We start from the raw sequence: 25,374 nt of genomic DNA, 5'->3' as shown, positions 1-25,374 counted from the left end.
TCTACACCCTCTCGACCTGGGTCTTCGACATGGAACTCGGCCTGCGCGGCGCCTCAAACCAACGCGACGGTCGAGTGACGGTGCGCGTGTCGAAGGACTTCTGAACGACCGATGGGAGCTACGACATGGCATGAAGCAAAGGCGGTGGACCCGATACGACGCAAGGCCACCGCCGCAGCACGCAAGTCTGGATTGGCTCCGCTTCGGCAGTCTAAGCCCTTCACGTAGCGTCCGCGCGAAACCACCTCCCCTCCCCCGCCTTGCTGGAAGAACCTGCCCAAAGCGCAGCGGCATAACCGCGATCTCATTGAAATGTACCAATCCGGGAACCGCGAACCGGCAGGCGTGTTTTGCCCATCGCAACTGCCTCGGCTATGCCGGTCAGCGGGGTAGCAGGCACGAGGCGGAATGAAACGGCGCGGGCGTTAACGGGTGGGCGCACAGGAGATGGGGTCGATGAAGGGCATGGCGGGCAATGCCGAGGGGTTTCTGTCCTGCGGCGGGGATCTCGCGAGCCGCATTGCCGTGTTCGACTGGTCCGCAACCCCGCTCGGCCCGATCGGGGCCTGGCCTGCCAGCCTGAAGCAGACTCTGGGGTTCATGCTGCCTTCGCCGGTGCCGCTCGTCCTGCTCTGGGGCGAGCAGGGCGTGATGCTCTACAACGATGCCTACTCTCGTTTTGCCGGAGCGCGCGACAGCCGCCTGCTCGGCTCGAACGTCCGCGAAGGCTGGGACGAAGTGGCCGACTTCAACGACAATGTCATGAAGGTCGGCCTCTCCGGCGACACCCTCAGCTATCGCGACCATGTCCTAACCCTGCACCGCGACGGCCACCCCGAACAGGTCCGGCTGAACCTCGACTACTCGCCTGTACCGGGCGACGACGGCAGGCCCGCGGGCGTGATCGCCGTGGTGATCGAAACGACCGAAGCCCATGCCGCCCGCCAGGCTCTGCAGCAAAGCGAGACCCGGCTGCGCTTCCTCGACGATCTCGGTCGCGCGGTGCGTGACTGCCCCGGCGCGGACCAGATCCTGGCGATCACCGCGCGGATGACCGCCGAGCACCTCGGCGTCTCGCACTGCGCCTATGCCGACATGGACGCCGATTGCGACGGCTTCACCATAAGAGGCGACTGGCACGCACCGGACCTCTCCTCGATCATGGGGCACTACAGCCTCGCCAATTTCGGCGAACGGGCGGTGAGTGAACTCAACGCCGGACGCCCCCTGATCATTGCCGACAACCGCCGCGAACTGCCGCCGGAAGAGGCGCGGACCTTCCAGGCGATCGGCGTCATCGCCACGATCTGCATGCCGCTGGTCAAGGAAGGCCGCCTCACCGCCCTGATGGCGATCCACGACCGCGACGCCCATGCCTGGAGCGATTACGAACTCGGCGTGATCCGCGAAGTGACCGAGCGGTCCTGGGCGCATGTCCAGCGGGTCGGCGCCGAAGGACAGCTGCGCGAGCGGGAGGCGTTCAACCGCCAGATCCTCGACAGCGCGATCGACTACGGCATCGTCGCCACCGATCCGGAGGGCCGGATCACGCTCTGGAACGCCGGTGCCTCCGCGATGCTGGGGTGGAGCGAGGCGGAAATGCTCGGCCAGCCGATGGCCACGTTCTTTACCCCCGAAGACCGCGATCTCGGCCGCCCCGCTGCCAAGCGCCGCGAGGCGCTGGACACCGGCCGCGCCCATGACGCACGCTGGCACTTGCGCAAGTCCGGGGAACGCTTCTGGGGTCTCAGCGAAATGACGCCGCTGCGCGATGCCGCGGGGGAGGCGATCGGCTTCGTCAAGCTCATGCGCGACCGCACGCCCGAGCACCGCGCAAAGGAAGCCCTCGACCAGAGCGAGGAACGGCTCCGTCGCGCCCAGCGGGCAGGCGGCGTCGGGTTGTTCTCGATCGATATTCCGGCGAACAGCATCGACGGCACCGAGGAATTCTGGCGCATCTACGGCATCGATCCGGCCCAGGAACCGGGCGGCGCCCCGACAACCGATCGGATCGAACAACTGGTCGTCAAGGAAGACTATCCCCTGGTCTCCACGCAGTCGCGGCGGAAGCAGGGAAACACCCAGCTCGATGTCGAATACCGCATTCGCCGCGCCGACGACGGCGAAGAGCGCGTGATCGCGCGCAAAGCCGATTTCGAATACGACGCGAACGGGCGCCCTGCCCGGATGATCGGCGTGGTGCAGGACGTGACTGACCGCCGCCGCATCCAGCGCGCGCTGGAAAAGAGCGAGGCGCAATTCAGTACCCTTGCCCAGAACATGCCGAACCAGGTCTGGACCGCCCGCGCAGACGGCCGGATCGACTGGATCAACGACCGCGTCTACATCTACACCGGCCGCTCCCGGCAGAGCCTGGGGAGTGAAGGCTGGACCGAAGCGATCCACCCCGACGACCGCACCGAGACGCAGGAAAAATGGGCACGCTCGGTGGCAACCGGCCATGTCTTCGAAACCGAGTTCCGCCTGCTCGATGCCCATGGCGGCTATCGTTGGCACCTCTCCCGCGCACTGCCGCTGGTCGATCTGAGCGGCGAAATCAGCGCCTGGATCGGCACCAATACCGAGATCGAGGCCCAGAAGCAGGCCGAAGCCGCCTATGCCCAGGACCGCGACCGGCTCTGGTCGATCAGCCGCGATCTCATGCTGGTCTGCGACCATTCGGGCATGATCACGGCAGTCAATCCCTCTGCCGAACGCCTGCTCGGCTGGCACGAGGGCGAGATGCTCGGCCGCCGCATCGCCGCCTTCATCCACCCCGACGACCGCGCAGTGACCGCCTCGGCGCTCGGGCGCATGGTCGCCAGTGTGAGCGACAGTGTCAGCGCCGATACCGAGACCGTGGCCTTCGAGAACCGCCATCGCACGCGTGGCGGCGACTATCGCCTGATCGCCTGGACCGCCGTGCCGGACGGCGACCGCATCCACGCCGTCGGCCGCGACGTGACCGAACAGCGCGCCGTCGAGGACGCCCTGCGCCAAAGCCAGAAGATGGAAGCGGTGGGCCAGCTCACCGGCGGCATCGCCCACGATTTCAACAACCTGCTGCAAGGCATCACCGGCAGCCTCGACGTGATGCACAACCGCCTCGAACAGGGCCGCACTGCCGACCTCGAACGCTGGCTTCAGGGCGCCCGCACGTCGGCGGATCGCGCCGCCTCGCTTACCCACCGCCTGCTCGCCTTCTCCCGCCGCCAGCCGCTCGATCCGCGTCCGGTCCGCGCCAATCCGCTGATCGCCTCAATGGAGGACCTGCTGCGGCGGACCCTGGGCGAGCATATCGCCCCCGAATTCGTGCTCTCCGGCGGGCTCTGGCAGACCCGCTGCGATCCGAACCAACTCGAAAACGCGATCCTCAACCTCGTCATCAATGCCCGCGATTCCATGCCGGACGGCGGCAAGCTGACGATCGAGACCTGCAACGCCCATCTCGACGACCATTACGTCGCCCAGCAGCGCGACCTGCGCCCCGGCCATTATGTCTGCATCGCCATCAGCGACACCGGCGTCGGCATGAGCCGCGAGGTGGTTAGCCGCGCCTTCGAACCGTTCTTCACCACCAAGCCGATGGGACAGGGAACCGGGCTCGGCCTCTCGATGATCTACGGCTTCGCGCGGCAGTCGGAAGGCTATGCCCGGATCTATTCCGAGGAAGGCACGGGCACCAGCGTCAAGCTCTTCCTGCCCCGCCATCGCGGCGCCGAGGACCGGGAAGACGGCGAGGACGAAAGCCGCCATCTGCCGGAAGCGGTCGCAGGCGAAGTGGTGCTGGTGGTCGAGGACGAATCCGTCGTGCGCGGGCTCATCATCGAAGTACTGGACGAACTGGGCTACACCGCGATCGAGGCGGTGGACGGTCCATCCGGCCTCGAAATCCTGCAATCCGGCCGCCGCATCGACCTGCTCATCACCGATATCGGCCTTCCCGGGCTCAACGGCCGCCAGGTGGCCGACGGCGGCCGCTCCGCCCGGCCCGGCCTCAAGGTCCTGTTCATGACCGGCTATGCCGAAAACGCCGCCCTCGCCGCGGGATTTCTCGAACCGGGAATGGCGATGATAACCAAGCCCTTCGCCATGGATGCGCTGGCGAAGCGGATTCGCGAGAGCATCGAGGATTGAGCGCATGACCGAGGGAAATTCCATGGAGGGGCTGCGCGTACTGGTCGCCGAGGACGAAGTGCTGGTGGCCATGCTGCTGGAGGAGATGCTGGACGATCTCGGCTGCCAGGTCGTGGGCCCGCACGCCACGCTGGGCGACGCGCTGGAGGCCAGCCGCGAGGGCGCCTTCGATGTGGCGGTGATCGACATGAACCTGGCGGGTGAGCGCGCCGATCCGATCCTGGCCGAACTCGGCGCGCGGGCCGTGCCTTTCGCCATCGCCAGCGGCGGCCACTGGGACCTGCCGCACGAGCCTGCCTTCCTGCTCAACAAGCCTTACACCTTTGCCCAGCTCGCCGAGGCCGTGAAAGCGCTGGACCGGGCGCGGGGATAGCCGCACCCGGTCCGCTGCCCGTCGCCTGCGCTGGACCTGCCGAAGCAATTCCCATACCTCTCCGCTTCTTCCGACGGCCAAGAGAAGGCGTAACTGCGATGTCGACTGTCCCGGCGCCTTTCCCGGCCCCCACCGCACCCGACCGGCGACAGCGGCTGAAGGCCATCGTCGCAGGCTCCACCGGCAATCTCGTGGAATGGTACGACTGGTACGCCTATTCCGCCTTTACCCTCTATTTCGCGCCGCACTTCTTCCCGGACGAGGACCGCACCGCCCAGTTGCTGAGCGCTGCGGCGATCTTCGCCGTGGGCTTCCTGATGCGTCCGGTGGGTGCCTGGCTCATGGGCATCTATGCCGACCGCAAGGGCCGCAAGAGCGGGCTGACGCTCTCGGTCGCACTGATGTGCGCGGGATCGCTGCTGATCGCGGTGACGCCTTCCTACCAGTCGATCGGCATCGGCGCGCCGCTGCTGCTGGTGCTGGCCCGGCTGATGCAAGGGCTTTCCATCGGCGGCGAGTACGGCGCCAGTGCCACGTATCTTTCGGAAATGGCGGGCCGCGAGCGGCGCGGCTTCTATTCCAGCTTCCAGTACGTCACCCTGATCGCCGGACAACTGGTGGCGATCTGCGTGCTGCTGGTGCTCCAGGCACTGTTGACCGAGGCCCAGCTCGACGCCTGGGGCTGGCGCATTCCCTTCGTGATCGGCGGCGCACTGGCGATCCTGGTGTTCCGCCTGCGCCGGGGCATGGCCGAGACCCACAGCTTCCAAAAAGCGCGCGCTGAAGGCGCCCCGCAATCGGGCTTCCTCGAACTGATCCGCCGCCACCCGCGCGAGACGCTGACGGTCATGCTACTGACGGCAGGCGGCACGATCGCCTTCTATGCCTATTCGATCTACATGCAGAAGTTCCTGGTCAACACCAGCGGGCTGAGCCGCGAGACCGCCTCCGAGATCAACGGGGTGACGCTGTTCCTGTTCATGCTGCTCCAGCCGCTGGCGGGCGCGCTATCGGATAGGGTGGGTCGCAAGCCGCTGATGGTGGGCTTCGGGCTGTTCGGCGTGCTCTGCACTTACCCTATCTTCGCCACCCTGGCGACGACCCGAGACCCGCTCGTGGCCGGAGCGCTGGTCATGGCGGGACTGGTGATCGTGACCGGCTATACCTCGATCAACGCGGTGGTGAAGGCGGAGCTGTTCCCCGCCCATATCCGCGCGCTGGGCGTCGCCCTGCCCTATGCACTCGCCAACACGCTGTTTGGCGGCACCGCCGAGTTCGTGGCCCTGTGGTTCAAGCAGGCCGGAATCGAGCACGCCTTCTACATCTACGTTTCGGTGATGATCGCCATCTCGCTGGTCGTCTACATCCGCATGCGCGACACCAGAGACCATAGCCTGATCCTGGAGGATTAAGCGCAGCCCAGCCGCTTGCGCCAGTTCCAGGCGTGACCGGCTACCAACAGAAGGCTGCCGATCACCGTCAGCCCGGTCTCTCCCAACGGCAGATCGGCATGGAGAAGCGCCAGCACGAGGCAGGCGATCCCCGCCGTGCCGAGCAAGACCGGCCCCGCCCCGCCATGCCGCCGATAGCCGAGCACAAATGCCATCAGCGCCGCCGGTGCCACCAGCCCGAGCGCCGCCAGGTGGAACACCTCCGACTGGAAGAAAGCCCCGAGCAGGCCGGGCAGGAGAAACAGCAGGAGCGGCAGGGCAAGACAGTGCACCATGCAGAGCGTGGACGCGGATATCGCCGTCGATTCCACGATATCGGCCAGAAGGCGCCCCCGGATGCTGACGATGTGGCTCCGGGGTTCGCAACGCTCGCTCATCGAAATCGGCTCCTGCTTGATTGAGTGATGTTACAACATTACATGGCGATGCTTTCCCCGTTGAAAAGGCCTCTCCGTGAAAAAAGACTGCGCTACGCTTCCACCCGTCACTGTGGCCACCGGCCCCCACCCCGAGGTTCTGCGGGAAATCGCCAGCGACGGAATCGATCTCGCCATCTGGGAGCGCGATCTCGATCCGGCACTGGTCCGGGAAGTTGCGGGGCTGGACCTCGACAGCATCGACGACCTGCTGCTCGCTTGCGATGCCGGTGATACGGACATGCAACTCAGCACCTTGCAGCGGGACAGCGGCTATCCGGAAAGCCCGCTGCTCTGCGCCGACATCGCCGCGCTGGCGATGCGCCACACCGTTCTTCTCGGCGAGCGCCGCGTCAGAATCAGGCTGGAAGTGGTCGAGACCGATGCCTGCAGCAAGTTCCATGCGGACTTCGTGACATTGCGAACGATCACGACCTATCGCGGTCCCGGAACCCAGTGGCAGCGGGCCGATGACCCCGGCGATCAGACCATCAACGAAATGCGCTCCGGTGCCGTCGGCCTGTTCAAGGGCCGCTTGCTCCAGCCCGAACCGTCCGTCCTGCACCGGTCTCCGCCCATCGCAGACTCGGGCGAATCCCGGCTCGTGCTGGTTATCGACTCGATCGGAAGCGGCTAAGCGCCGCCCAGCCGAAGCGGTTCCAGCCACCGCGACGAACGGTGCGTCCCGTGCGATCACAACGCCGGGACCGGGCTACCTTCGGAAGACAGAGACGTTATAACGTCTCTCCATGAAAAAGGTTTCCCTGGTCGCAGCCACCATCCTTTCCCTCGCTCTTCAGGCCTTTGCCACGCCAGCACTGGCCCAGCATCTGCAGTGCGTGCCTTACGCCCGCGCGCAGTCCGGGATCGGCATTCACGGCAATGCGGCGACCTGGTGGGACCAGGCCAAGGGCACCTACAAGCGCGGCCATATGCCTGAGCCGGGTTCGGTTCTGGTGTTCAAGTCCACCGGCGCGATGCCCTACGGCCATGTCGCGATGATCCGCGAAGTCGTGGATTCCCGCCATGTCATGCTCGACCATGCCAACTGGTCCGGCCCCGGAATGATCGAACACAACGCCCTGGCGGAAGACGTCTCGGAAGCAGGCGACTGGAGCAACGTACGCGTGTGGTACGGCCCGAGCCATTCGCTCGGCTCGCGCGAAAATCCCACGTTCGGTTTCATTTACGGCAGCAGCGCCCCTGCCCCGGAACTCGCCACCGCGAAGGACGACGATGCGCCGAGCAGCGCGGGCTGATTATCGCCTCCGAGATTTCCAGATTGTAACATATTGATAACAGGGCACTCACCCTGTTGTGTAATGTTATCACATCACACTAAACGGAACCTCCTTTACAATTCAGGGGGTTTTCTTGTCCGTCCGCATCCTGCACCGATCCGCCGTTTCCCTGCTCGCCCTGATCCCGGCTACCGCTTTCGCCGAGGCGCCCGCCCCGGAATCGCGTGAGATCCTCGTCACTTCCGCACCGCTGGAAGAGCGCGCCGACGAAACGGCCACCCCGGTCGTGACCCTCTCCGGCGACGAACTCGCCCACCGCCGCCAGGGCACCCTCGGCGAGACGCTGGCCGGCCAGCCCGGTATCCACTTCGACAACTTCGGCGGCGGTGCCAGCCGTCCGGTGATCCGCGGCCAAACCTCTCCGCGCGTGCAGGTTCTGTCGGACAGCACCAATGTGCAGGACGCCTCGGGCATCTCCGCCGACCATGCCATCACCGGCGAACCGCTGCTCCTGCGCGGTATTGAAGTGCTGCGCGGCCCGGCGGCCCTGCTTTACGGCGGCGGCGCGATCGGCGGCGCGGTGAACCTGCTCGACACCAAGATCCCGACCGAAATTCCCGCGAACGGCATTTCCGGCGCAGGTGAAGCCCGGCTCGGCACCGGCGACGACGAGCGATCGGTGGTCGGCGGCGTCACCGTAGGCAGCGGCGCGCTGGCCCTGCGCCTCGAAGGCGCGCACCGCGAGGCTGACGACTACCGCGTGCCCGGTGCTTTCGGCGAAAAGCGCGTGCCCGGATCGTGGAACGAAAGCTCGACCTTCACGGCGGGCGGCTCGTGGGTCGGTGCGGACGGCTATCTCGGCGTCGCCTATACGCGCGTGACCGGCCGGTACGGCCTCCCCGGCCACAGCCACGAATACGAAAGCTGCCACACCCACGGCCCCAGCCTTCACTGCGGATCGCACGACGATCACGACGACCATGACCATGGCGAGGAAGGCCACGATCATGAGCACGAAGAGGAAAACATCTTCGTGAAGATGCGCAGCGAGCGTTTCGACATTCGCAGCGAATATCGCGATCCCCTGCCCGGCTTCGAGCGCGTCCGGTTCCGCATGGCGCACACCAACTACCGCCACGACGAGATCGAGCACGACGAAGTCGCCACCGCCTATCGCAACAAGGCGTTCGACTTGCGCTTCGAACTGACCCACAAGGCCGTCGCCGGCTTCCGCGGCGTCTTCGGCGTCCAGCACTCGGACAGCAAGTTCAGCGGCATTCACTCGGTGATCGAGGACGACGTGACCACCTACACGCCGTTCGACATCAGCAATACCGCGCTGTTCCTCCATGAAAGCCGCGAGTTCGGTCCCGTCCGCATCGAGGCAGCCGTCCGCCAGGAATGGCAGCGCATCCGTCCGCAAACCTCGCTGACGGCGTTCATGCCGACGACCTCGCACGATCCCTTCTCGGTCTCGGCCTCGGCACTGTGGAAGGTGGCGGACGGCTACTCGTTGGCCCTGTCGCTAGCCCGCTCGCAGCGCGCGCCGAACGTGCAGGAACTCTACGCCTTCGGCCCGCACTTCGCCTCGAACACCTACGAAATCGGCATGGTGACCGGCCGTACCTTCGAAGGCATGGCATCGACTGAGAACCGCCTCGAAACCGGCAAGTCGATCAACCTGACCTTCCGCAAGACCAGCGGCGCGACGACGTTCACCGTGGGCGCCTATCACCAGAAGGTGGACAACTACATCTACGGCCAGACCCTCGACCAATACGAGGACTTCCGCCTGATCCATTACGTTGCGGCCGATGCCACCTTCACCGGCGTGGACGGCGAGGTTCGCCATCAGGTGATCCCGCAGCTGGGCGTCGCGCTCTTCGGCGATTATGTCCGCGCCAAGCTGAAGAACGATCTCGGAAACCTGCCCCGCATCCCGCCGGGCCGCCTGGGCACCCGCGTCGATGCCGCGAGCGGACCGTTCACGGCGGAAGCGGAATACTACCGCACGTTCAAGCAGGACCGGATCGCCGATTTCGAAACCGAAACGCCGGGCTACGACATGCTGAACCTGACGCTGTCCTACAAGCTCGACCTCGGCACCGACCGCTGGGCCGAACTCTTCGCGCGGGGCACCAACCTCACGAACTCGTTCGCGCTCAACCACGCCTCCTTCGTGAAGGACGCCTCGCCGCTGCGCGGACGCAACTTCGTGTTCGGCCTGCGCACCGCGTTCTAAAGCAAAAACCCGGACAGACGCGGCTGGAGGTTGCCGCATCTGTCCGGGTCCCATCCTGCCGCCGATCCGCCGGGTCGCAAGCGATGGAGGCGGCAGGCGCAAGGGAGAGTTCCCGCTCTCCCTTGCCATTCGGATCAGAGCTTGGCCTGAAGTCCGATGAACATGCGACGGCCGGGATAATAGAGATCCACCGGCATATCCTTGTTGATGTAGATCTTCGAATATTCCTTGGCGATATTCTGCATCTCGAAGAACACATTAAAGTGATACTTCGGGAAGCGCAGCGTCACCTTGCCATCGAGATAGCCCTCGGCCTTACGATAAAGCGGATTGTTCCCGTTCGTGGCGCTCAGCACCGTATCGAGCCAGCTGGAACGATAGTTGTAGCTCAGGCGGGCATTCAGGAAGCCCTTGTCGTAGAAAACACTGGCATTATAGGTATACTTGGAAAGACCGGGGTATTGCTTGAGTTCCTCACCCGTGGCGCTGTTGGTCAGGTTCGTCCGGATCGCGCGGGCATAGGTGACGTTTCCGGTGAGACCGAGACCGTCGAACGGTTGCGGCAGGAAGGTGAAGACGGTCTGGGCGCTCGCCTCGATCCCATCCAGCAATGCCCCGAAACCATTGACCGCCTGACGTACCGTATAAGTCGTGCCGTCATGGAAGAGGTCGACCCCGCTGCGCGTGACATTCGGGATCACGAAGCTGGATTCGTATTTCTTGTAATACCCGAGGCTGAGCATCGTGTCGGCATTCGGATACCAGGCCAGGTTCACTTCCCACTGATCCGCACGGTAGGGCTTGAGGTCCGGGTTGCCCGCCGAGCAGGTATCATCAATGCCGGTCAAGGTCTGGTCATCCAGGCAGTTGATGTTGGGCACGAGATCGGTCGGGCGCGGTCTAGCCAGGTTCTTGGCATAATTGGCGCGCAACGAGAGATCGGGCGTGATGGCCAGGTTCGCGTTGAAGGCGGGCAGGAAGTCCGTGTACGTGTTGGTCAGCCGTGCTTCCTGGGCCGAAATCGTGACGGTTTCAGTGCCACCCGTGGCGTTCAACCGGGTCACGCGGCTGATATTGGTGCCGAGACCGGTATCCTTGGTCTGCGTCCAGCGCAGACCGGCGTTACCCGTCAGGCGCATGCCGAAGACTTCCGTGTCGATATCGGCCATGATGTAGCCGGAAAGCACAGTTTCCTTGATGAGGTAATTCGGAATCTGCGACAGTCCATTTGCGGTACGGACGAGATCCTGGTCGAAGCCCGACAGGTCATAGTACTGTGACAACACGTCGGCATCAAAGTTCGGGAAGGCGATGTTGGACGGCATGCCCGAAGGCGCGTTCTTCAGTCCGCTGAACAGCGGCGCGCCGCCGAGGGTCCCCCCGAGCGACGAGATCAAGGCCTGATACTGCGCCGGCGTGATGTACCAGGTATTCCCGTTCTGGGCCTGCGCCGGATTGTTCTGGATGACAGTCGTGTAGGATACGTTGGCACTCGACTGGTAGGTTCCCGTGGCAGGATCGATCAGACGCGTACCGCCGCCCTGATAGCTGACGTATTTCTGCCGCCGGGCCTGCATGCCGAACTCGATCTTGCTGACGATCGGATGATCGATTTCCCAGTCCGCATCGAACTTGAGCTGGTCTTCCGAGTTGCTCGCCTGCGAGGGACGATACTGGAGTGCGGGACCATAGACCGGCAGGACCTGGCCATTAGCCCCCGTCCGCGTGAAATCCGCGTATACGGAAGGATCGGCAGGGTCGAAATTGGAGGGGAAGGAAAATGCCGGGATGCCCTGGGCATTGTTGCGGTCTACGGTAATCCCCGCCACACTGGTGCCCAGCGAGATCAGGTTGCTTTCGGAAACGGTCGTCGCCTTGGCATGGGATCCCAGGAAGTCGATCCTGAGGCGGTTAAGTTCCCAGTTGAACCCTCCGGTAAAGTACTTCGAATCCTGATCGTAACTGAAGTCGCGCCGTTGCACGCCAATAATGTTGGCGGCGCCATTCCAGTTGGGATTGGCCGCCGTGCCGATATTCACGGCGTTGAGAGCTGTGACGAGGCTCGTGACGACATGGTTCTCATTCACCGTCGAGGTTCCGAGCTGCACTCTCGGTCGCGAGGTTGCACCGTTCGCCCCGGCCGCCAGTGCGGGATCGAGATTGAAGCGCTCTATGCGGCCCAGATCGACCGAATAGTTCGTGTCCTGAAGGTTCTGGTTACGCTTGTTGATCTGCACCTGACCGTATGCGCGGAAATTGGGGGCAACCTGGTATTGCAGAGCCAGATCGCCGGAGATGCGCTTGTCGTTGCGAACCCAGCTGCGATAGCGCGGAACGGTCGGCGCCCAATCGAAGAACTGGGTTTCGCAGGCCAGGCGATTGGCGGTAGCCGCCGCCGTGGTCGCGCCGCCGACACCGGCACAGCTCTCATACGTCGAGTAATTGTTGTAGAGCGGGTTTGCGACGGTCTTTTCTGTCGAGTGATCGAAGTCCGCCAGTCGAGACCAGTTCGTGTTGCTGATATAATCCTGCCGGGTATCCACGTCGCTATACGTGACGTTCACCAGGACGCCCAGGCCGTCGATCAGGAATTTCGGCGTGCCGGCAACGAACGTGACACGCGGCTTCCAGGTCTCGGCCGTATCGAGGTTCTGATAGGATACGACGCCGGTCATGAGGGGCTTCTGCAAGTCCAAAGGCTTGCGCGTTTCGACCCGCACGGTGCCGCCGATACCGCCTTCGGTCAGATCGACCGCATATCCCTTGTAGACATCGATCGACTTGACGAGTTCGGTTGCCAGTTCACGAAAATCGCCGGCGCGAGAACCCGTGGCGCTGACCTGGCTGACACCGTTGATCTCGACACGGTTGAGATCGGGCTCGACGCCGCGAATGGAAACGGCTGTCCCCTCGCCGAAATCGCGGCTGAGTTGGACGCCGGTAATGCGCGCCAGCGAGTCGCCGATGTTCTTGTCCGGGAAGCTGGCGATGTCGTCGGCCACGATCGAATCGACGACGGTGCTTGCCTGCTTCTTGCGGTTGATCGCCGACTGCAGCGAGGCGCGGGTGCCGACGACGACGATGTCGTTGGCGGTCGTGATCACTTTTTCGGCGGTCTTGTCGTCGATGCGGGAAGGCGCCTGTTCTTCGCCCGATTGGCCTTCCGCATCCGAATTAGTCTGAGCAACTGCGGGGAAGGAAACCGCGAGAGATCCCGCCAAAGCCAATGCCGAGACCCCTGAAAAAGCGCGGCGCGAATACTTTGAAATCGATGAATTTCGCGTATTTCCAACGGTATGCTTGCGCATATCCTATCCCCTCTTCTAGCCCTGTCGATACTGTCTGTCCGGTTTTCCGGTCACCGATCGAATCAGTTTCTAGACGGACACTTATTGAACCGATATGTGGGATGCAATGCTATAATTTGGACCATACCGGTTCCACCTCGGGAGAAAGATGCCCATGACGGCCAAAAACCGCGCTTTCGCGCTGCTCGCGGCGCCGCTGCCCTTTCTTGCTTTCGCCCAGCCCGCACCGGCTGCGACTCCGGCCGCCAATTCGGCCCCGAATACAACTGGCCGCATGGCGGCCGAAGCCCTCGATCGTGGCGCCGTGGCCGTGCCCGCGAAGGATGGCGGCATCCTCGTGGACTGGCGTTTTCTGGCAAGTGATCCGAAGAATGCGCGCTTCCGCGTCCTGCGCGACGGCAAGGCGCTGCACGTCACCAAGCCAGGCGAGGCGACCACGTTCGTCGACACATCCGGAACCGCGACAAGTCGCTATGCCGTCGAACGCATCGGCGATCGCGCCGGCCCAAAGAATGCCATGCTATGGGACAAGGGCTACCTGTCGATCCCGCTCGAACCGCCTGCGGATGGCGTGACGCCAGCCGGGGAGGCCTATTCCTACACCGCCAACGACGCCAGCGTGGGCGATCTCGACGGGGACGGTCAGTACGAGATCCTGCTCAAGTGGGACCCCACCAACAGTCACGACAATGCCCATACCGGCTATACCGGCAACGTCTTCCTCGATGCCTATCGCCTCGACGGCACGCGGCTCTGGCGTATCGATCTCGGGCGCAATATCCGCGCCGGGGCGCATTACACGCAGTTCCTGGTCTTCGACTTCGACGGCGACGGCCGCGCCGAAGTCGCCATGAAGACGGCAGACGGCACGGTCGACGGCACCGGCAAGGTGATCGGCGATGCCTCCGCCGACTGGCGCAGCAGCGGCGGCGAAGTACCGCAACAGGACCGTACCGGCGCCAAGGTCCTGCCGGACGGCACCAAGGTCGCGCCGATGCAGGGCCGCATCGTCAAGGGGCCGGAATATCTCACCGTGTTCGAGGGCCTGACCGGCAAGGCGCTCGCCACCGCGCCCTACGATCCGCCGCGCTATCCCGGCGGTAATCCGACGCCGGAGCAACTCGCCGCGACCTGGGGCGACGGCTACGCCAATCGCTCGGACCGCTATCTTGCGGGCGTCGCCTATCTCGACGGGAAATTGCCGAGCATGGTCTTCGGGCGCGGCTACTACGCCCGCACCGCGCTGGCCGCCTGGGACTGGCGTGACGGCAAGCTGACGCAGCGCTGGCTGTTCGACAGCTCGGCGCCGGGCAACGGGGACTATGCCGGACGCGGCAACCACCAGCTTTCGGTCGCGGATGTCGACGGCGACGGGCGCGACGAGGTGATCTACGGTTCGATGGCGGTGGATGACGACGGCAAGGGCCTTTGGACCAAGCCGCTGTTCCACGGCGACACCATGCACGTCAGCGATCTCGATCCGGCGCGTCCGGGTCTCGAAAAGTTCGGCGTCTTCGAGGATATTCGCAGCAACGGTGGGCTGGGTTCCGCCCTGCTCGACGCGCGCACCGGCGAAGTGCTCTGGACCACGCCCGCCGAACAGGACACCGGTCGCGGGGTCGCCGCCGATATCGATCCACGCCATTACGGCGCCGAATTCTGGGCCGCCAACTCCGATCGTCTCTACGACACCAAGGGCCAGCCGATCGGTCCTCGCCCACGCCAGATGAACTTCGCGATCTGGTGGGACGGAGACCTGCTGCGCGAACTGCTGGACGGCACCACGATCTCCAAGTGGGACTGGGAGAACGGCAAGTCCGACACGCTGCTCTCGCCCGAAGGACTTGCCTCGAACAACGGCACCAAGGCCAATCCGGCGCTCCAGGCAGACCTTATCGGCGACTGGCGCGAGGAAGTGATCTGGCGCCGCGCCGACAACCGCGAACTGCGCATCTACACGACGCCCTATGCCACGAAGCACCGTTTCGTCACGCTGATGCAGGACCCGGTCTATCGGCTCGGCGTTGCGTGGCAGAACACGGCCTACAACCAGCCGCCGCATACGAGCTTCTACTTGGGCGCAGGCCCGAACGGGGAGCGGTGAGAAGCGCCCCCTAGTCCCATATCCTGACGTCATCCTGAACTCGTTTCAGGATGACGTTGTGGATGAAGGTACCGCAGCGCTCAACAAGGCGGCGATTGGCCAATGCAGACGCAAATCACATTCCATCCCGGTTGACGATTCGGTCCACATGATGAAATATCATCCCACATAAGGCGCACTACGAGACGCCGCACCCAAGGGAGAGACAATGAGCAAGCTGGTCTGGAGCCGCCGCGAGATGCTGGCCCAAACTCTGGCAACATCCGCTGTCGCCGGTTCCATGGCCCTCACGGCCGGGCGAGCCCAAGCCGCTCCGTCTTCCGCGAAGGAGCCACTGGGTTCCGGCATCGCGCCGGACGACGACGTGGTCTGGCTCGACGGCAGCGCGCCCTCAGCACACGAAGGCCAGTCCTGGGGGCAGCCCTGGCCGCGCGGCTCGCGGTTCGACAAGCGCGGCTACGTTCTCGAAGGCGCAGGCGGCACGCGGGAGGCGGTGCAGACCTGGCCGATGGCCTGGTGGCCGGACGGCTCGATCAAGTGGACCGGGCACGCCCTTCCCGCGAACAGCGGCCGCGCCAACGGATTGCGCGTCGTTCCCGGCAGCGGCAAGCCCGCGCAGACGCTGTTCGTGCGTGAGACGGGCGATGCGATCACCGTCACCGTAGGCCAGACCGTCTGGACCCTCGGCCGTTCGGGCGAAGCCCTGATCCGCTCGGCGCGTGTCGGCTCGGCCGAAGTGCTGCAATCGGTGCGCCTGCTCGCCAGCGCGCAGGATCGCCCTGACGACGAGGACGGTGCCCCTACGCTCGCCCGCTGGACCGGCATGATCGAAAGCGCCACGGTCGAGCAGAGCGGCCCGATCCGCGCGGTCATCAAGCTCGACGGCCGCCATCGCAGCGCAGCAGGCGACGGGGCGGGCGACTGGATGCCCTTCTCCGTCCGCCTCTATTTCCACGCCGGGTCGGACAGCGTGCGGCTGGTCCACTCGATGATCTTCGACGGCGATCCGGCCAAGCGCTTCATTCGCGGGCTGGGCCTTGAAGGCGCGGTGCCGATGCGCGACAAGCTGCATGATCGCCATGTCCGCTTCGCGGGGGAAAATGCCGGTCTCTGGGGAGAAGCCGTGCGCCCCCTGACCGGCCTGCGCCGCGACCCCGGCAAAGCCTTCCGCGATGCGCAAGTGGCGGGGCAGGCGACGCCCCCGCTCGACCAGATGGGCGCAGCGGTGCGCCAGAACATCGCGTATATCCCGGCCTGGGGCGATTTCCGCCTGCGCCAGCCCAATTCCGATGGGTTCTCCATCGTCAAGCGCACCAAGCCGGGCTGCGGCTGGATCGACGTCGATACCGCGGGCCGCGCCCCCGGCCTCGGCTATGTCGGCGGGCCGTCGGGCGGCGTCGCTTTCGGGATGCACGACTTCTGGCAGCGCTGCCCGGTCGGCCTGGACGTCGCCGATGCCGCCGGCGACACCGCGCGCTTCACCGTCTGGTATCACGCCCCCGACGCCCCGGCGATGGACCTGCGCTTCTATCACGATGTCATGGGCATGGAGAGCTACGAGGCCCAGAACCTGGGTCTGGACGTGACTTACGAGGACTACGAACCGGGCTGGGGCGATGCTTCCGGGATCGCCCGCGCCACCGAATTCCGCATCTGGGCGCTGCCTGCCACACCGCCACGCGAGCGCCTTGCCGAAATGGGCATGGGCCTCGCCACGCCGCCGCGTCTGGTCGCCAATGTCGCGCGGGTTCATTCGGCAGGACTGTTCGGGCCGTGGAGCCCGCTCGCTTCCGGCGGGCCTTTGCGCGGCAAGATCGAGACCCGCGCCAAGCAGGAGCTCGATTTCTACATCGGGCAAGTGGAGCAGCGCCGCTGGTACGGTTTCTGGAACTACGGCGACGTCATGCACAGCTATGACAACGACCGGCACGTCTGGCGCTACGACATCGGCGGCTTCGCATGGGACAACAGCGAGCTTTCGACCGACATGTGGCTCTGGTACGGCTTCCTGCGCACGGCCCGCGCCGATGTGTTCCGCCTCGCCGAGGCGATGACGCGCCATACCGGCGAAGTGGACGTCTATCACTCGGGCCGGTTCAAGGGCCTGGGCACCCGCCACGGCGTGCAGCACTGGGCCGACAGCTCGAAACAACAGCGCGTGTCCAACGCCGCCTATCGCCGCTTCTACTACTACCTCACCACCGACGAGCGCTGCGGTGACCTGATGCGCGCGCTGGTGGACAGCGACCAGGCGCTGAAGACCGTGGATATCGGCCGCAAGGTCCTGCACCGCGCCGACGCCAGCAAGCCGCCCGCCGGAACCGGCGCGGTCGTGGCCGAGCAACCGCTGCGCGAAGGTCAGGTGTTCATGCAGTTCGGCACCGTCTGGGGTTCGATGCTGGGCGCCTGGCTTACCGAGTGGGAGCGCACGCGCGACACCCGCTGGCGAGATCGCATCGTGGCGGGCATGCGCTCGATCGCGGCCATGCCCAAGGGTTGGCTGGCGGGCGGCGGCGCCTTCGACCTTGCCAGCGGGCGCTTCGTCAGCCCCGGCGACACCGTCAACATGAGCCACCTCAATGGCGTATTCGGCGTGTTCGAGATCACTGCCGAACTGCTGGAACTGCTCGACGAACCGGCATTCCGCAAGGTCTGGCTGGACTACTGCGAACTCTACAACGCGCCCGAGGCGGAATTCCGCGCCCGCACCGGTGCATCGGGCAAGGGCCGCGCGCTGACGCAGGCGCACTCGCGCTATACCGCCTATGCCGGGGTGCAGCTCGGCAAGCCGGAACTCGTCAAACGCGCCTGGGGCGAGTTCTTCGGCGCGGGCGACCGCGAGGGTCGCGATCAAACACGCGGCGCGCACAAGGTGACGGGCGCGGCCGTGCTCAAGCCGGTGGATGAAATCGCCGAAGTCTCCACCAACGACGCCGCGCAGTGGGGCATCGCCGCGACCGTGAACCTGTCGCTGATCGGGGATGCGCTGGAATGAAGACTCTCGCTGCCGCAGTCGTGCTTGCGCTGCTTCCGGCGGCAGCGAATGCGGGTACGCAGGTCGACGACTTCCGCCACGGCCTGACGCACTGGCGCGTCGAGGCGGAGGCGCCCTCGCGCGTTATCGTGCGCGGCGGCGTGATGGACATCGATACGCCCGAAGGCCTTTCCCTGTGGTGGGGAAAGGAACTCACCGGCCCGGTCGCCATCGAGTATGAGGTCATGGCGGTTTCGGAAGGCGGGCCGAACGACGCGGTGAGCGACGTCAATGCGTTCTGGATGGCCACCGACCCGGCCGCGCCGGACAGTTCGCCCTTCGCGCGTCCCCGCAGCGGGGCTTTCGCCGATTACGACACGCTCAAGACCTACTGTGTGGGCATCGGCGGCAACCGCAACACGACCACGCGCATGCGCCGCTATACCGGCGAACCGGGCAATCGCCCGCTCCTGCCCGAACATGACCGGGCAGACCCGGCCGCCTTGCTGGTGCCCAATCGCTGGGTGCCCATGAGGCTTGCCGCCGACGGCGCGACAGTGACGGTGGATTTCGGCGGAAAGCGGCTCTTCACGATGACCGACGCCGCGCCATACCGCCGGGGCTGGTTCGCCCTGCGCACGACCAAGAGCCACGTGCGTATTCGCAATTTTCGGATCGTTCCGCTCGCGACGGGACGCTGAGGAGCCGCGATGGCTCCTTTCCAGTGGCCCTCACATCCACGCTCTCGCCGCCCCCGCCTTCGCGGGGACGCCGGAGTGTCTGGAGTGAGGTTTCGCCGTTCACGCCCCGTCGGAGGGAATCCGCAACCCATGCCGCGCCGCGAAACGCGCGAAGCGCGTCAGCCAGAGGCCCGCACGGCCATCCGGCTCGAACAGGGGGGCGCCATGGCCGCCCTTCTCGATCACGTAGAGTTCGGACGGTATTTTCGCCGCCCGGCATCCCTCGAACATGGCAAGGCTGTTACCGCAATCGACCACCGCATCGTCCGCGGCATGTCCGAGCAGGATCGGCGGCGTCGTCGCGGGAACGTCGAGGTTCACGGAGTAGCGCCGCGACAGGTCCTCGCCCGGGTTCGGTCCCAGCAGTTCGCTGCGCGACTGGGCATGGGCCAGCGGCGGGACCATACTGACCACCGGGAAGAACATGCCCGCCACCAGGGGCCGGGCGTCCTGCGTATCGGCCGCGTCGACCGGATCATAGACCTTGGCCGCAAAGCGCTTGGCGATACTGCCGCACAAGTGCCCGCCCGCCGAAAAGCCGATCGTCGCCACGTTGGCAGGATCGACACCCCACTTCGCGGCATGGGCGCGGATCACGCGCATGGCGCGCTGGGCGTCCTGCAAGGGCGTGTCCGGCCCGCCGGTCCAGCCATCATGCGGCAGGCGGTAAAGCAGTTCGAAGGCCGTCACCCCCTGCCCCGCAAACCAGCGCGAGATTGCGGACGGCCTGGTGCCCATGGCCACGCGCGCATAGCCCCCGCCGGGGAACATCAGCACCGCCGCGCCGGTGGGCCTGGCAGCCGGGCAGACCGTCAGCATCGGCGTGGCGACGTGCGGCCAGGCGAAATCGTCGGGATTGCTCTTGTTGGAGCGCAGCACGCGCTCCTCTGTTACGCCGCCCTTGGGCAGCCCCGGCGGCGATCCGGGCCAGATCGGGAAGCGCTCGGCCGTCCCCGCACTCTCCCCACCCTTTGCCAGCGCGCCACCGGACAGCAGCGGCACAGCCGCCAACGCACTCAGCGAACCCAGGAATTGACGGCGATCACTCGACATATTGGACTCTCCCCGAAAGGTCATTCTATGCATCGGAACATGTTGAAATTCATCCGGACTTTTTCGCGCCCAGATCGTCCATCGGCGGAGACGGCGGCATGATCGGCGCCTCGCTGCTCCTGCTCGCCGCCGCGACCGCTTCCGCAAGCGACGTCGCCCCGAAGCCCTTGTTCCGCGATCCGGTGCATGACGGCGCCGCCGACCCCAGCACGGTCTACGATCCGGCCACGCGCGAATGGGTGATGTTCTACACCAACCGCCGCGCCGACCTGCCGATGGAAGACGAGAAGGACGTCCGCTGGGTCCACGGCACCGCAATCGGAACCGCCCGCTCGCAGGACGGCGTGCACTGGCGCTACGGCGGCACCGCGACGCTCCCGGAAAGCTGCACCGGCGCGACGCTCTGGGCCCCCGACATCGAGCGCTTCAACGGCGAGTGGCACATGTGGCTGACGGTCGTGCCGGGCGTGTTCCGCGACTGGAATGCCCCGCGCTTCATCGTCCACCTCACCAGCAAGGACCTCAAGCAATGGACCTGCGGCGAGAAGCTCGACCTCGGTTCGGACCGGGTGATCGACGCCAGCGTGATCGCGCTGCCGAAGGGCGGCTACCGCCTGTTCTTCAACGACGAGCGCATGGGCAAGGCGATCCGCACGGCGGACAGCACCGACCTCGTTCACTGGACGGTGAAGGACCGCCTGACCACCACGCCCGGCGAAGGCCCCAAGGCATTCCGCTGGAAGGGCCGCTGGTGGCTGGTTTCCGACGCCTGGAAGGGCCTGCTGGTCATGCGTTCCGATGACGGCGACCACTGGACCACCCAGCCCGGCCACATCCTCGCCACTCCGGGGCAAGCGCCGACCGACCGCGCCAAGGGACAGCATCCCGACGTGATCGTCTCCGGCGACCGGGCCTATATCGTCTATTTCGTGCATCAGGGCGGCGAGGACGAGGCGAAAGCGAACCCCGACTGGAACCGCCGCAGCGTGCTCCAGATCGCGGAACTGAAGGAGAAGGACGGCGTGATCACCGTAGACCGCGACAGCCCCACCCATGTCCGGCTTACCCCGCCGAAGGAGGCGCGGCGGTGAGCTTCACCCTCGATCGGCGCGCGCTGTGTCTTGGCGGAGCCGCGCTTGCAGGCTGCGCCACCACGCGCATCGCTTCGTCCGACCCCGAAGGCCCGCTGCTGTTCGCCTATTTCAGCACCGGCAAGGGCGAGGCGGACGGGCTGAAACTGGCCCTCAGCGATGACGGCTTCACCTTCCGCACGCTCGGCGGCGGAAAGCCTTTCCTGGTGCCGCAAGTGGGCGAAAAGAAGCTGCTGCGAGATCCCTTCCTGTGGCGCGGGGAGGGGCTGGACGCGCCGTGGCACTGCGTCTGGACCACCGCGTGGGAGGGCGTGACGATCGGCCATGCCACCACGCGCGACTTCGTGAACTGGACACCGCAGCGCGCGATCCCGGTCATGGCCTCCGTCCCCGGCACCCGCAACTGCTGGGCGCCCGAGGCGATCTACGATCCCGCCACGCGCCGCACCGTGATTTTCTGGTCGAGCACGGTAGAAGGCCGCTTCACCGAGACGGCCGGCACATCGGAGGGGGGCTACAACCACCGCCTCTGGTACACCACCACCGCCGATTTCGAGAGCTTCGCCCCGCCGCAAGTGCTTTACGACCCCGGCTTCAGCGTGATCGACGGAACGTTCGCGCAAGCACCTGACGGCAGCCTCTGGCTGGTGGTGAAGGACGAGACCGTCAACCCGCCGCGCAAGTGGCTGCGCGCCGCCTCCGCGGGCAGCCCGCTGGGGCCGTTCGCACCGCTTGGCGCGCCGTTCACCCCGTCCTGGGTGGAAGGCCCGATGGCGACACGGATCGGGGCCGACCTGATCTGCTATTACGACGTCTACCGCGACGGTCGCTGGGGCGCGAAATCCACGCGTGACATGGTGCATTGGCAGGACGTCGGCGACCGCCTCGCCATGCCGCAGGGTGCGCGCCACGGCTCGCTGGTGCGGATCGACCGCAAGCGCGCCGCCGCTCTCGAAAGCGCCTGAAAAAGCGGCTCCCGGATGGAGGATCCGGGAGCCGTCAGTTCCGGCGTGGGAGGGCCCCGCCGTACCTTGCAAGATCAGAACTTCACGTTGACACCTGCCGAGATCGTGCGGCCGACACGGGTCTGGAACAGCGTGTCCTGGCGCTGGCTGTCGGTGTAGAGGCTGTTCTGCTCGTCGGTGAGGTTCGTGCCCTCGACGATCAGCTTCACATTGTCGGTCAGGTTGTACGAGGCCGAGGCATCGACGAACGTGGTCGCATGGTTGCCCACCAGATCGCTGCCGGGCGAGGCAGGAATGCCGCGAATGAACGGACCGCGATAGTTGATCGTGCCGCGGATCGAGAACTTGTCGTTCTCCCAGTAGAGGGTGCCCGAAGCGGTGTCCTTCGACAGTCCGACCAGGTCGTCCTTCACGGTAACGGTGCAGACGCCGCCCGAGCTGGAGAGGCAGTAATTGATCTTCGACATCACGTGCGTGTAGTTCGCCAGCACACCGAAGTGGCTGATGAAGCCGGACGTGAAGTTGAACGGAATCTGGGCGTTGAGTTCGATGCCCTTGAGCGGACCGCCCGGCGTATTGGTGGGCGTGGCGATGTTGAACAGTTCGTCCGGCGTGGTGTTGCTGCCGGTAAGCAGTTCGTTCGGCAGGCCCAGCGTGTTGAACGGCACCAGCGCGTTCACGCTCTGCACGTAAGTCTTGATGTCCTTGTAGAAGAACGCCGCCGAAAGCAGCGAGCCCGGGCGGAAATACCATTCCACCGCCGCGTCGAAAGTATTGGCGCGGATCGGTTCGAGCAGCGGGTTGCCCAGCGAACCCGACCGGGTCACGGCATTGATCGCCACCGTCGGCACGAGCTGGGTCAGCGCCGGGCGCGACAGCACCTTGGCGGCCGAGAGGCGCAGCAGCAGGTTCTGCACCGGCTCGATCACGATATTCGCGGAAGGCAGCCAGTCGTCATAGCTGCGCGAGACGGAACGATACTGTCCCTGAAGGCCGGTAGGCGAAGTCGGGTCGGACAAGTTGATGAAGCCCGAGGACCGCTGCCAGGTGTGGATATAGCGGACGCCGACGTCGCCGCGCAGGCCGAAGCCCACGGCATCGGAGAAATCGAACGTGCCCATCACGAAGGCGCTGCTCTGCTGCTCCTTCACACCGGGATTGGTCTCGCCGCAACCGGTGCAGGTGCGCGCATCGAAGAGGTTATAGGTATCGGCCAGCTTCTGCCAGTCCAGCGTCGCCCAGCTCGACGGCGCGCCGTTGCCCCAGAGGCTGTCCACCCCGGTGATCTGCTTCGTCAGGCTGGCCAGCGAGGTTCCCGCCGGCAGGGCCTGAACCAGCGTATCGGCGGTGTAGTAGGTCGTGAAACGCTGCTGGAACTCGCTCGAACGGAACTGGCCGCCGAAGTGAAGCTTGAAGGCGTCGGAGAACTCGTAATGCGCGTTGAACTCGCCCAACATGCCCTTGGTCGTATTGCTGGCCGGTTTGCCCTGAAGACTGAAACCGCCGGTGACGACACCCGCGCCCGGCGTCGGGCCATAGAGGAAGTTGTTCGGATCGGACACGTCGAAGCCGAAGCCCAGCACCGGGGTGCGCCCACCGCCGGTATAGTCGATCGAGAAGTTGTCGGTATCGAGCGCATCCATGAAGTACTGCATGCGGACCTTGTCTTTCCACACCGACTCGTTGAGGCCGACTTTGGCATCCACGGTCAACCGGTCGCTGAACCGGTGCATGAAATTGAGGTTCGCCTGCTTGAACGTGGTCGAATACTTGGAGTGCAGGCCTTCCGAGCGTACGTCGACGCCGTCGAGCAGGGCATATTCCACCGAGCCGAGGTCGGAAAGCTGCACGTCCTTCAGCGACATCATCGGATAGCCCTGGTTCGACGCCGAGCGGCCGAACGAGATCGCCTCGATATAGTTGTCGTCACGCGTGACGTTGAAGCGCGAATAGAGCAGGTCCAGCGAGATATCGGTATCGTCGTCGGGCTTGTATTGCAGGGTCAGGGTGCCGCCGATGCGCTCCTGCGTCTGCGCGGAATTCAGGTAGCGCGGGATACGCGGGAAGAAGGCGCCGCTGCCAGGCGTGTTCGGCAGATCGTCGCGGCGGGCATCGTAAACGGTCTGGTAGGCGGCCGGATCACTGGTGCGCGGATTGCCGGTGGAGCAGTTGGTGGCGCTGGCGCCGGTAGTCGCGCTGTTCGCCGGATTCTGCGGCGTCACTCCGAGCGGCGAGCAGAACATGCCGTTCTGGTTGGCGGAAAGGATATCCACCGCCGAATAGCCGACCTCGCGGGTATGGCGCTTCTGGTAGGCCAGCGAGCCGAGAATGCCGAAGCCGCTGTCGCCGAACTGCTTGGAGACCAGCACCGAAGCCCGCGGATCGACCTTCTTGGATAGCTCGTTCCACACGCCGCGGCCCGTGGCAGAGAGCACGAAGTCCTTGTTCTGGTCCATCGGCTTGGGCGCGCTGAGGTCCACCGTCGCGCCGAGCGAACCTTCCTCGACATCGGCCGAGGGCGTCTTGCGCACGGTCAGGGCCGAGAAGATCTCGGTGGGGAAGACGTTGAAGTCGAAGCTGCGGCCGTTGTTGCCCGCGCCGTAGATGTCGGAACCACCGGTCTGCGCGGCGGCTTCCATGCCGTTGATGCGCACGCGGGTGAAATCGGCGCCGAGGCCGCGCACCGAGATGTTCTTGCCTTCACCGCCGTCCCCGCGCTGAAGCGCCACGCCGGGAATGCGCTGCATCGATTCCGCCAGGTTGGAATCGGGGAACTTGCCGAGGTCTTCGGCCTTGATGGTGTCGATCGCAGCGGTTTCGACGCGCTTATCGGCCAGCGCCGCATTCAGCGAGGCGCGAAAGCCGGTGACGATGATCTCGGAAGGGCTGGGCGCACTGCTTTCCTGCGCGGAGCCGTCGGCGCCCCCCTCCTGCGCAGACGCCGCCTGCGGGATTGCAAAAAGACATGCCGCGACAAGCGCCGAAACCGAAGCACGGTTGCACATGACGGATTTCGAGAAGGCCCTTCCCATTTCCTCACTCCCAATTCTTGTTCTTTTCGAACATTGCCCACTATGTGGGATTGGGTTCTACAATATATCGCATTTCCGCTCAGTTCCAGTCAAAATCGCTTCAAATCGTTCCTCACTCGAAATTTCCACGCAGACCGGGACCGGCTCGCCTCACTTCCACCGGCAGGCGGCGATTGACTCTGATGGTTCCCGATATATGCCGTTGCAGACCGTCATGTGGGATATGTCGAGGCGGTAACGCCGGCGC

The 25,374-nt window shown here is 65.2% G+C and carries 15 protein-coding genes; 11 read left to right on the top strand and 4 right to left on the bottom strand.

What is annotated here, in order from left to right; genetic code table 11:
* Positions 1-456 precede the first annotated feature (456 nt).
* The 3 genes from V7066_RS20065 (at position 457) to V7066_RS20055 (ending at position 5,922) form a co-directional block, all read left to right on the top strand.
* Positions 457-4,137 (top strand): PAS domain S-box protein, encoded by a 3,681-nt coding sequence (locus tag V7066_RS20065; protein WP_334184748.1) that lies wholly within the window; start codon positions 457-459, stop codon positions 4,135-4,137.
* Between the two features lie 4 nt (positions 4,138-4,141).
* Positions 4,142-4,510 (top strand): response regulator, encoded by a 369-nt coding sequence (locus V7066_RS20060; protein WP_334184747.1) that lies wholly within the window; start codon positions 4,142-4,144, stop codon positions 4,508-4,510.
* A gap of 98 nt (positions 4,511-4,608) precedes the next feature.
* On the top strand, positions 4,609-5,922 hold the full coding sequence (locus V7066_RS20055; protein WP_334184746.1) for an MFS transporter: 1,314 nt from the start codon (positions 4,609-4,611) through the stop codon (positions 5,920-5,922).
* Here the strand turns inward: V7066_RS20055 and V7066_RS20050 are convergent.
* On the bottom strand, positions 5,919-6,338 hold the full coding sequence (locus tag V7066_RS20050) for a MerC domain-containing protein (RefSeq protein ID WP_334184745.1): 420 nt from the start codon (positions 6,336-6,338) through the stop codon (positions 5,919-5,921). The two genes, V7066_RS20055 and V7066_RS20050, sit on opposite strands and share 4 nt — an antisense overlap.
* Before the next feature lie 76 nt (positions 6,339-6,414).
* Between V7066_RS20050 and V7066_RS20045 the strand changes: the two genes are divergently transcribed.
* The 3 genes from V7066_RS20045 to V7066_RS20035 all read left to right on the top strand — a co-directional run bounded on the left by V7066_RS20045 (position 6,415) and on the right by V7066_RS20035 (position 9,860).
* Positions 6,415-7,014, top strand: coding sequence for a DUF1826 domain-containing protein (locus V7066_RS20045; protein ID WP_334184744.1), 600 nt, complete (start codon positions 6,415-6,417; stop codon positions 7,012-7,014).
* A 112-nt stretch (positions 7,015-7,126) separates the two neighbouring features.
* The gene (locus V7066_RS20040) at positions 7,127-7,636 is read left to right on the top strand and encodes a CHAP domain-containing protein (protein ID WP_334184743.1); all 510 of its coding nucleotides are present in this window, start codon (positions 7,127-7,129) and stop codon (positions 7,634-7,636) included.
* A gap of 115 nt (positions 7,637-7,751) precedes the next feature.
* Complete coding sequence (locus tag V7066_RS20035) at positions 7,752-9,860, top strand: TonB-dependent receptor domain-containing protein (RefSeq protein ID WP_334184742.1); 2,109 nt, start codon at positions 7,752-7,754, stop codon at positions 9,858-9,860.
* Positions 9,861-9,994: 134 nt separating this feature from the next.
* On the opposite strand, the gene V7066_RS20030 is transcribed toward V7066_RS20035, so the two are convergent.
* Positions 9,995-12,964, bottom strand: coding sequence for a TonB-dependent receptor (locus V7066_RS20030; RefSeq protein WP_334184741.1), 2,970 nt, complete (start codon positions 12,962-12,964; stop codon positions 9,995-9,997).
* Positions 12,965-13,322: 358 nt separating this feature from the next.
* Here V7066_RS20030 and V7066_RS20025 point away from each other — a divergent pair, with 358 nt between their 5' ends.
* The 3 genes from V7066_RS20025 to V7066_RS20015 all read left to right on the top strand — a co-directional run bounded on the left by V7066_RS20025 (position 13,323) and on the right by V7066_RS20015 (position 18,947).
* Entirely contained in the window at positions 13,323-15,272 is a 1,950-nt protein-coding gene (locus V7066_RS20025; protein ID WP_442947352.1) for a rhamnogalacturonan lyase, read from the top strand.
* Positions 15,273-15,480: 208 nt separating this feature from the next.
* Positions 15,481-18,267: an exo-rhamnogalacturonan lyase family protein gene (locus V7066_RS20020; RefSeq protein WP_334184740.1), complete on the top strand. Its 2,787-nt coding sequence runs from the start codon at positions 15,481-15,483 to the stop codon at positions 18,265-18,267.
* Positions 18,264-18,947, top strand: coding sequence for a DUF6250 domain-containing protein (locus V7066_RS20015; protein ID WP_334184739.1), 684 nt, complete (start codon positions 18,264-18,266; stop codon positions 18,945-18,947). Before V7066_RS20020 ends, V7066_RS20015 begins: the two co-directional genes overlap by 4 nt.
* 99 nt (positions 18,948-19,046) lie before the next feature.
* On the opposite strand, the gene V7066_RS20010 is transcribed toward V7066_RS20015, so the two are convergent.
* Positions 19,047-20,039: an alpha/beta hydrolase gene (locus V7066_RS20010; RefSeq protein WP_334184738.1), complete on the bottom strand. Its 993-nt coding sequence runs from the start codon at positions 20,037-20,039 to the stop codon at positions 19,047-19,049.
* Positions 20,040-20,137: 98 nt separating this feature from the next.
* Between V7066_RS20010 and V7066_RS20005 the strand changes: the two genes are divergently transcribed.
* Positions 20,138-21,130 carry a family 43 glycosylhydrolase gene (locus tag V7066_RS20005; protein ID WP_334184737.1) on the top strand — a complete coding sequence of 331 codons (993 nt, stop codon included), beginning with the start codon at positions 20,138-20,140 and terminating at the stop codon, positions 21,128-21,130.
* Positions 21,127-22,095, top strand: a complete 969-nt coding sequence (locus V7066_RS20000; protein WP_334184736.1) for a glycoside hydrolase family 43 protein — start codon at positions 21,127-21,129, stop codon at positions 22,093-22,095. The genes V7066_RS20005 and V7066_RS20000 overlap by 4 nt, the downstream gene beginning before the upstream one ends.
* A 74-nt stretch (positions 22,096-22,169) precedes the next feature.
* Here V7066_RS20000 and V7066_RS19995 read toward each other — a convergent pair whose 3' ends face one another.
* Entirely contained in the window at positions 22,170-25,127 is a 2,958-nt protein-coding gene (locus V7066_RS19995; RefSeq protein ID WP_334184735.1) for a TonB-dependent receptor, read from the bottom strand.
* Between the last annotated feature and the right edge of the window lie 247 nt (positions 25,128-25,374).

Origin of the sequence: Novosphingobium sp. (genome assembly GCF_036820275.1) — a bacterium.
Lineage (GTDB): Bacteria > Pseudomonadota > Alphaproteobacteria > Sphingomonadales > Sphingomonadaceae > Novosphingobium.
This window is presented reverse-complemented; position numbering and strand designations above follow the sequence as displayed.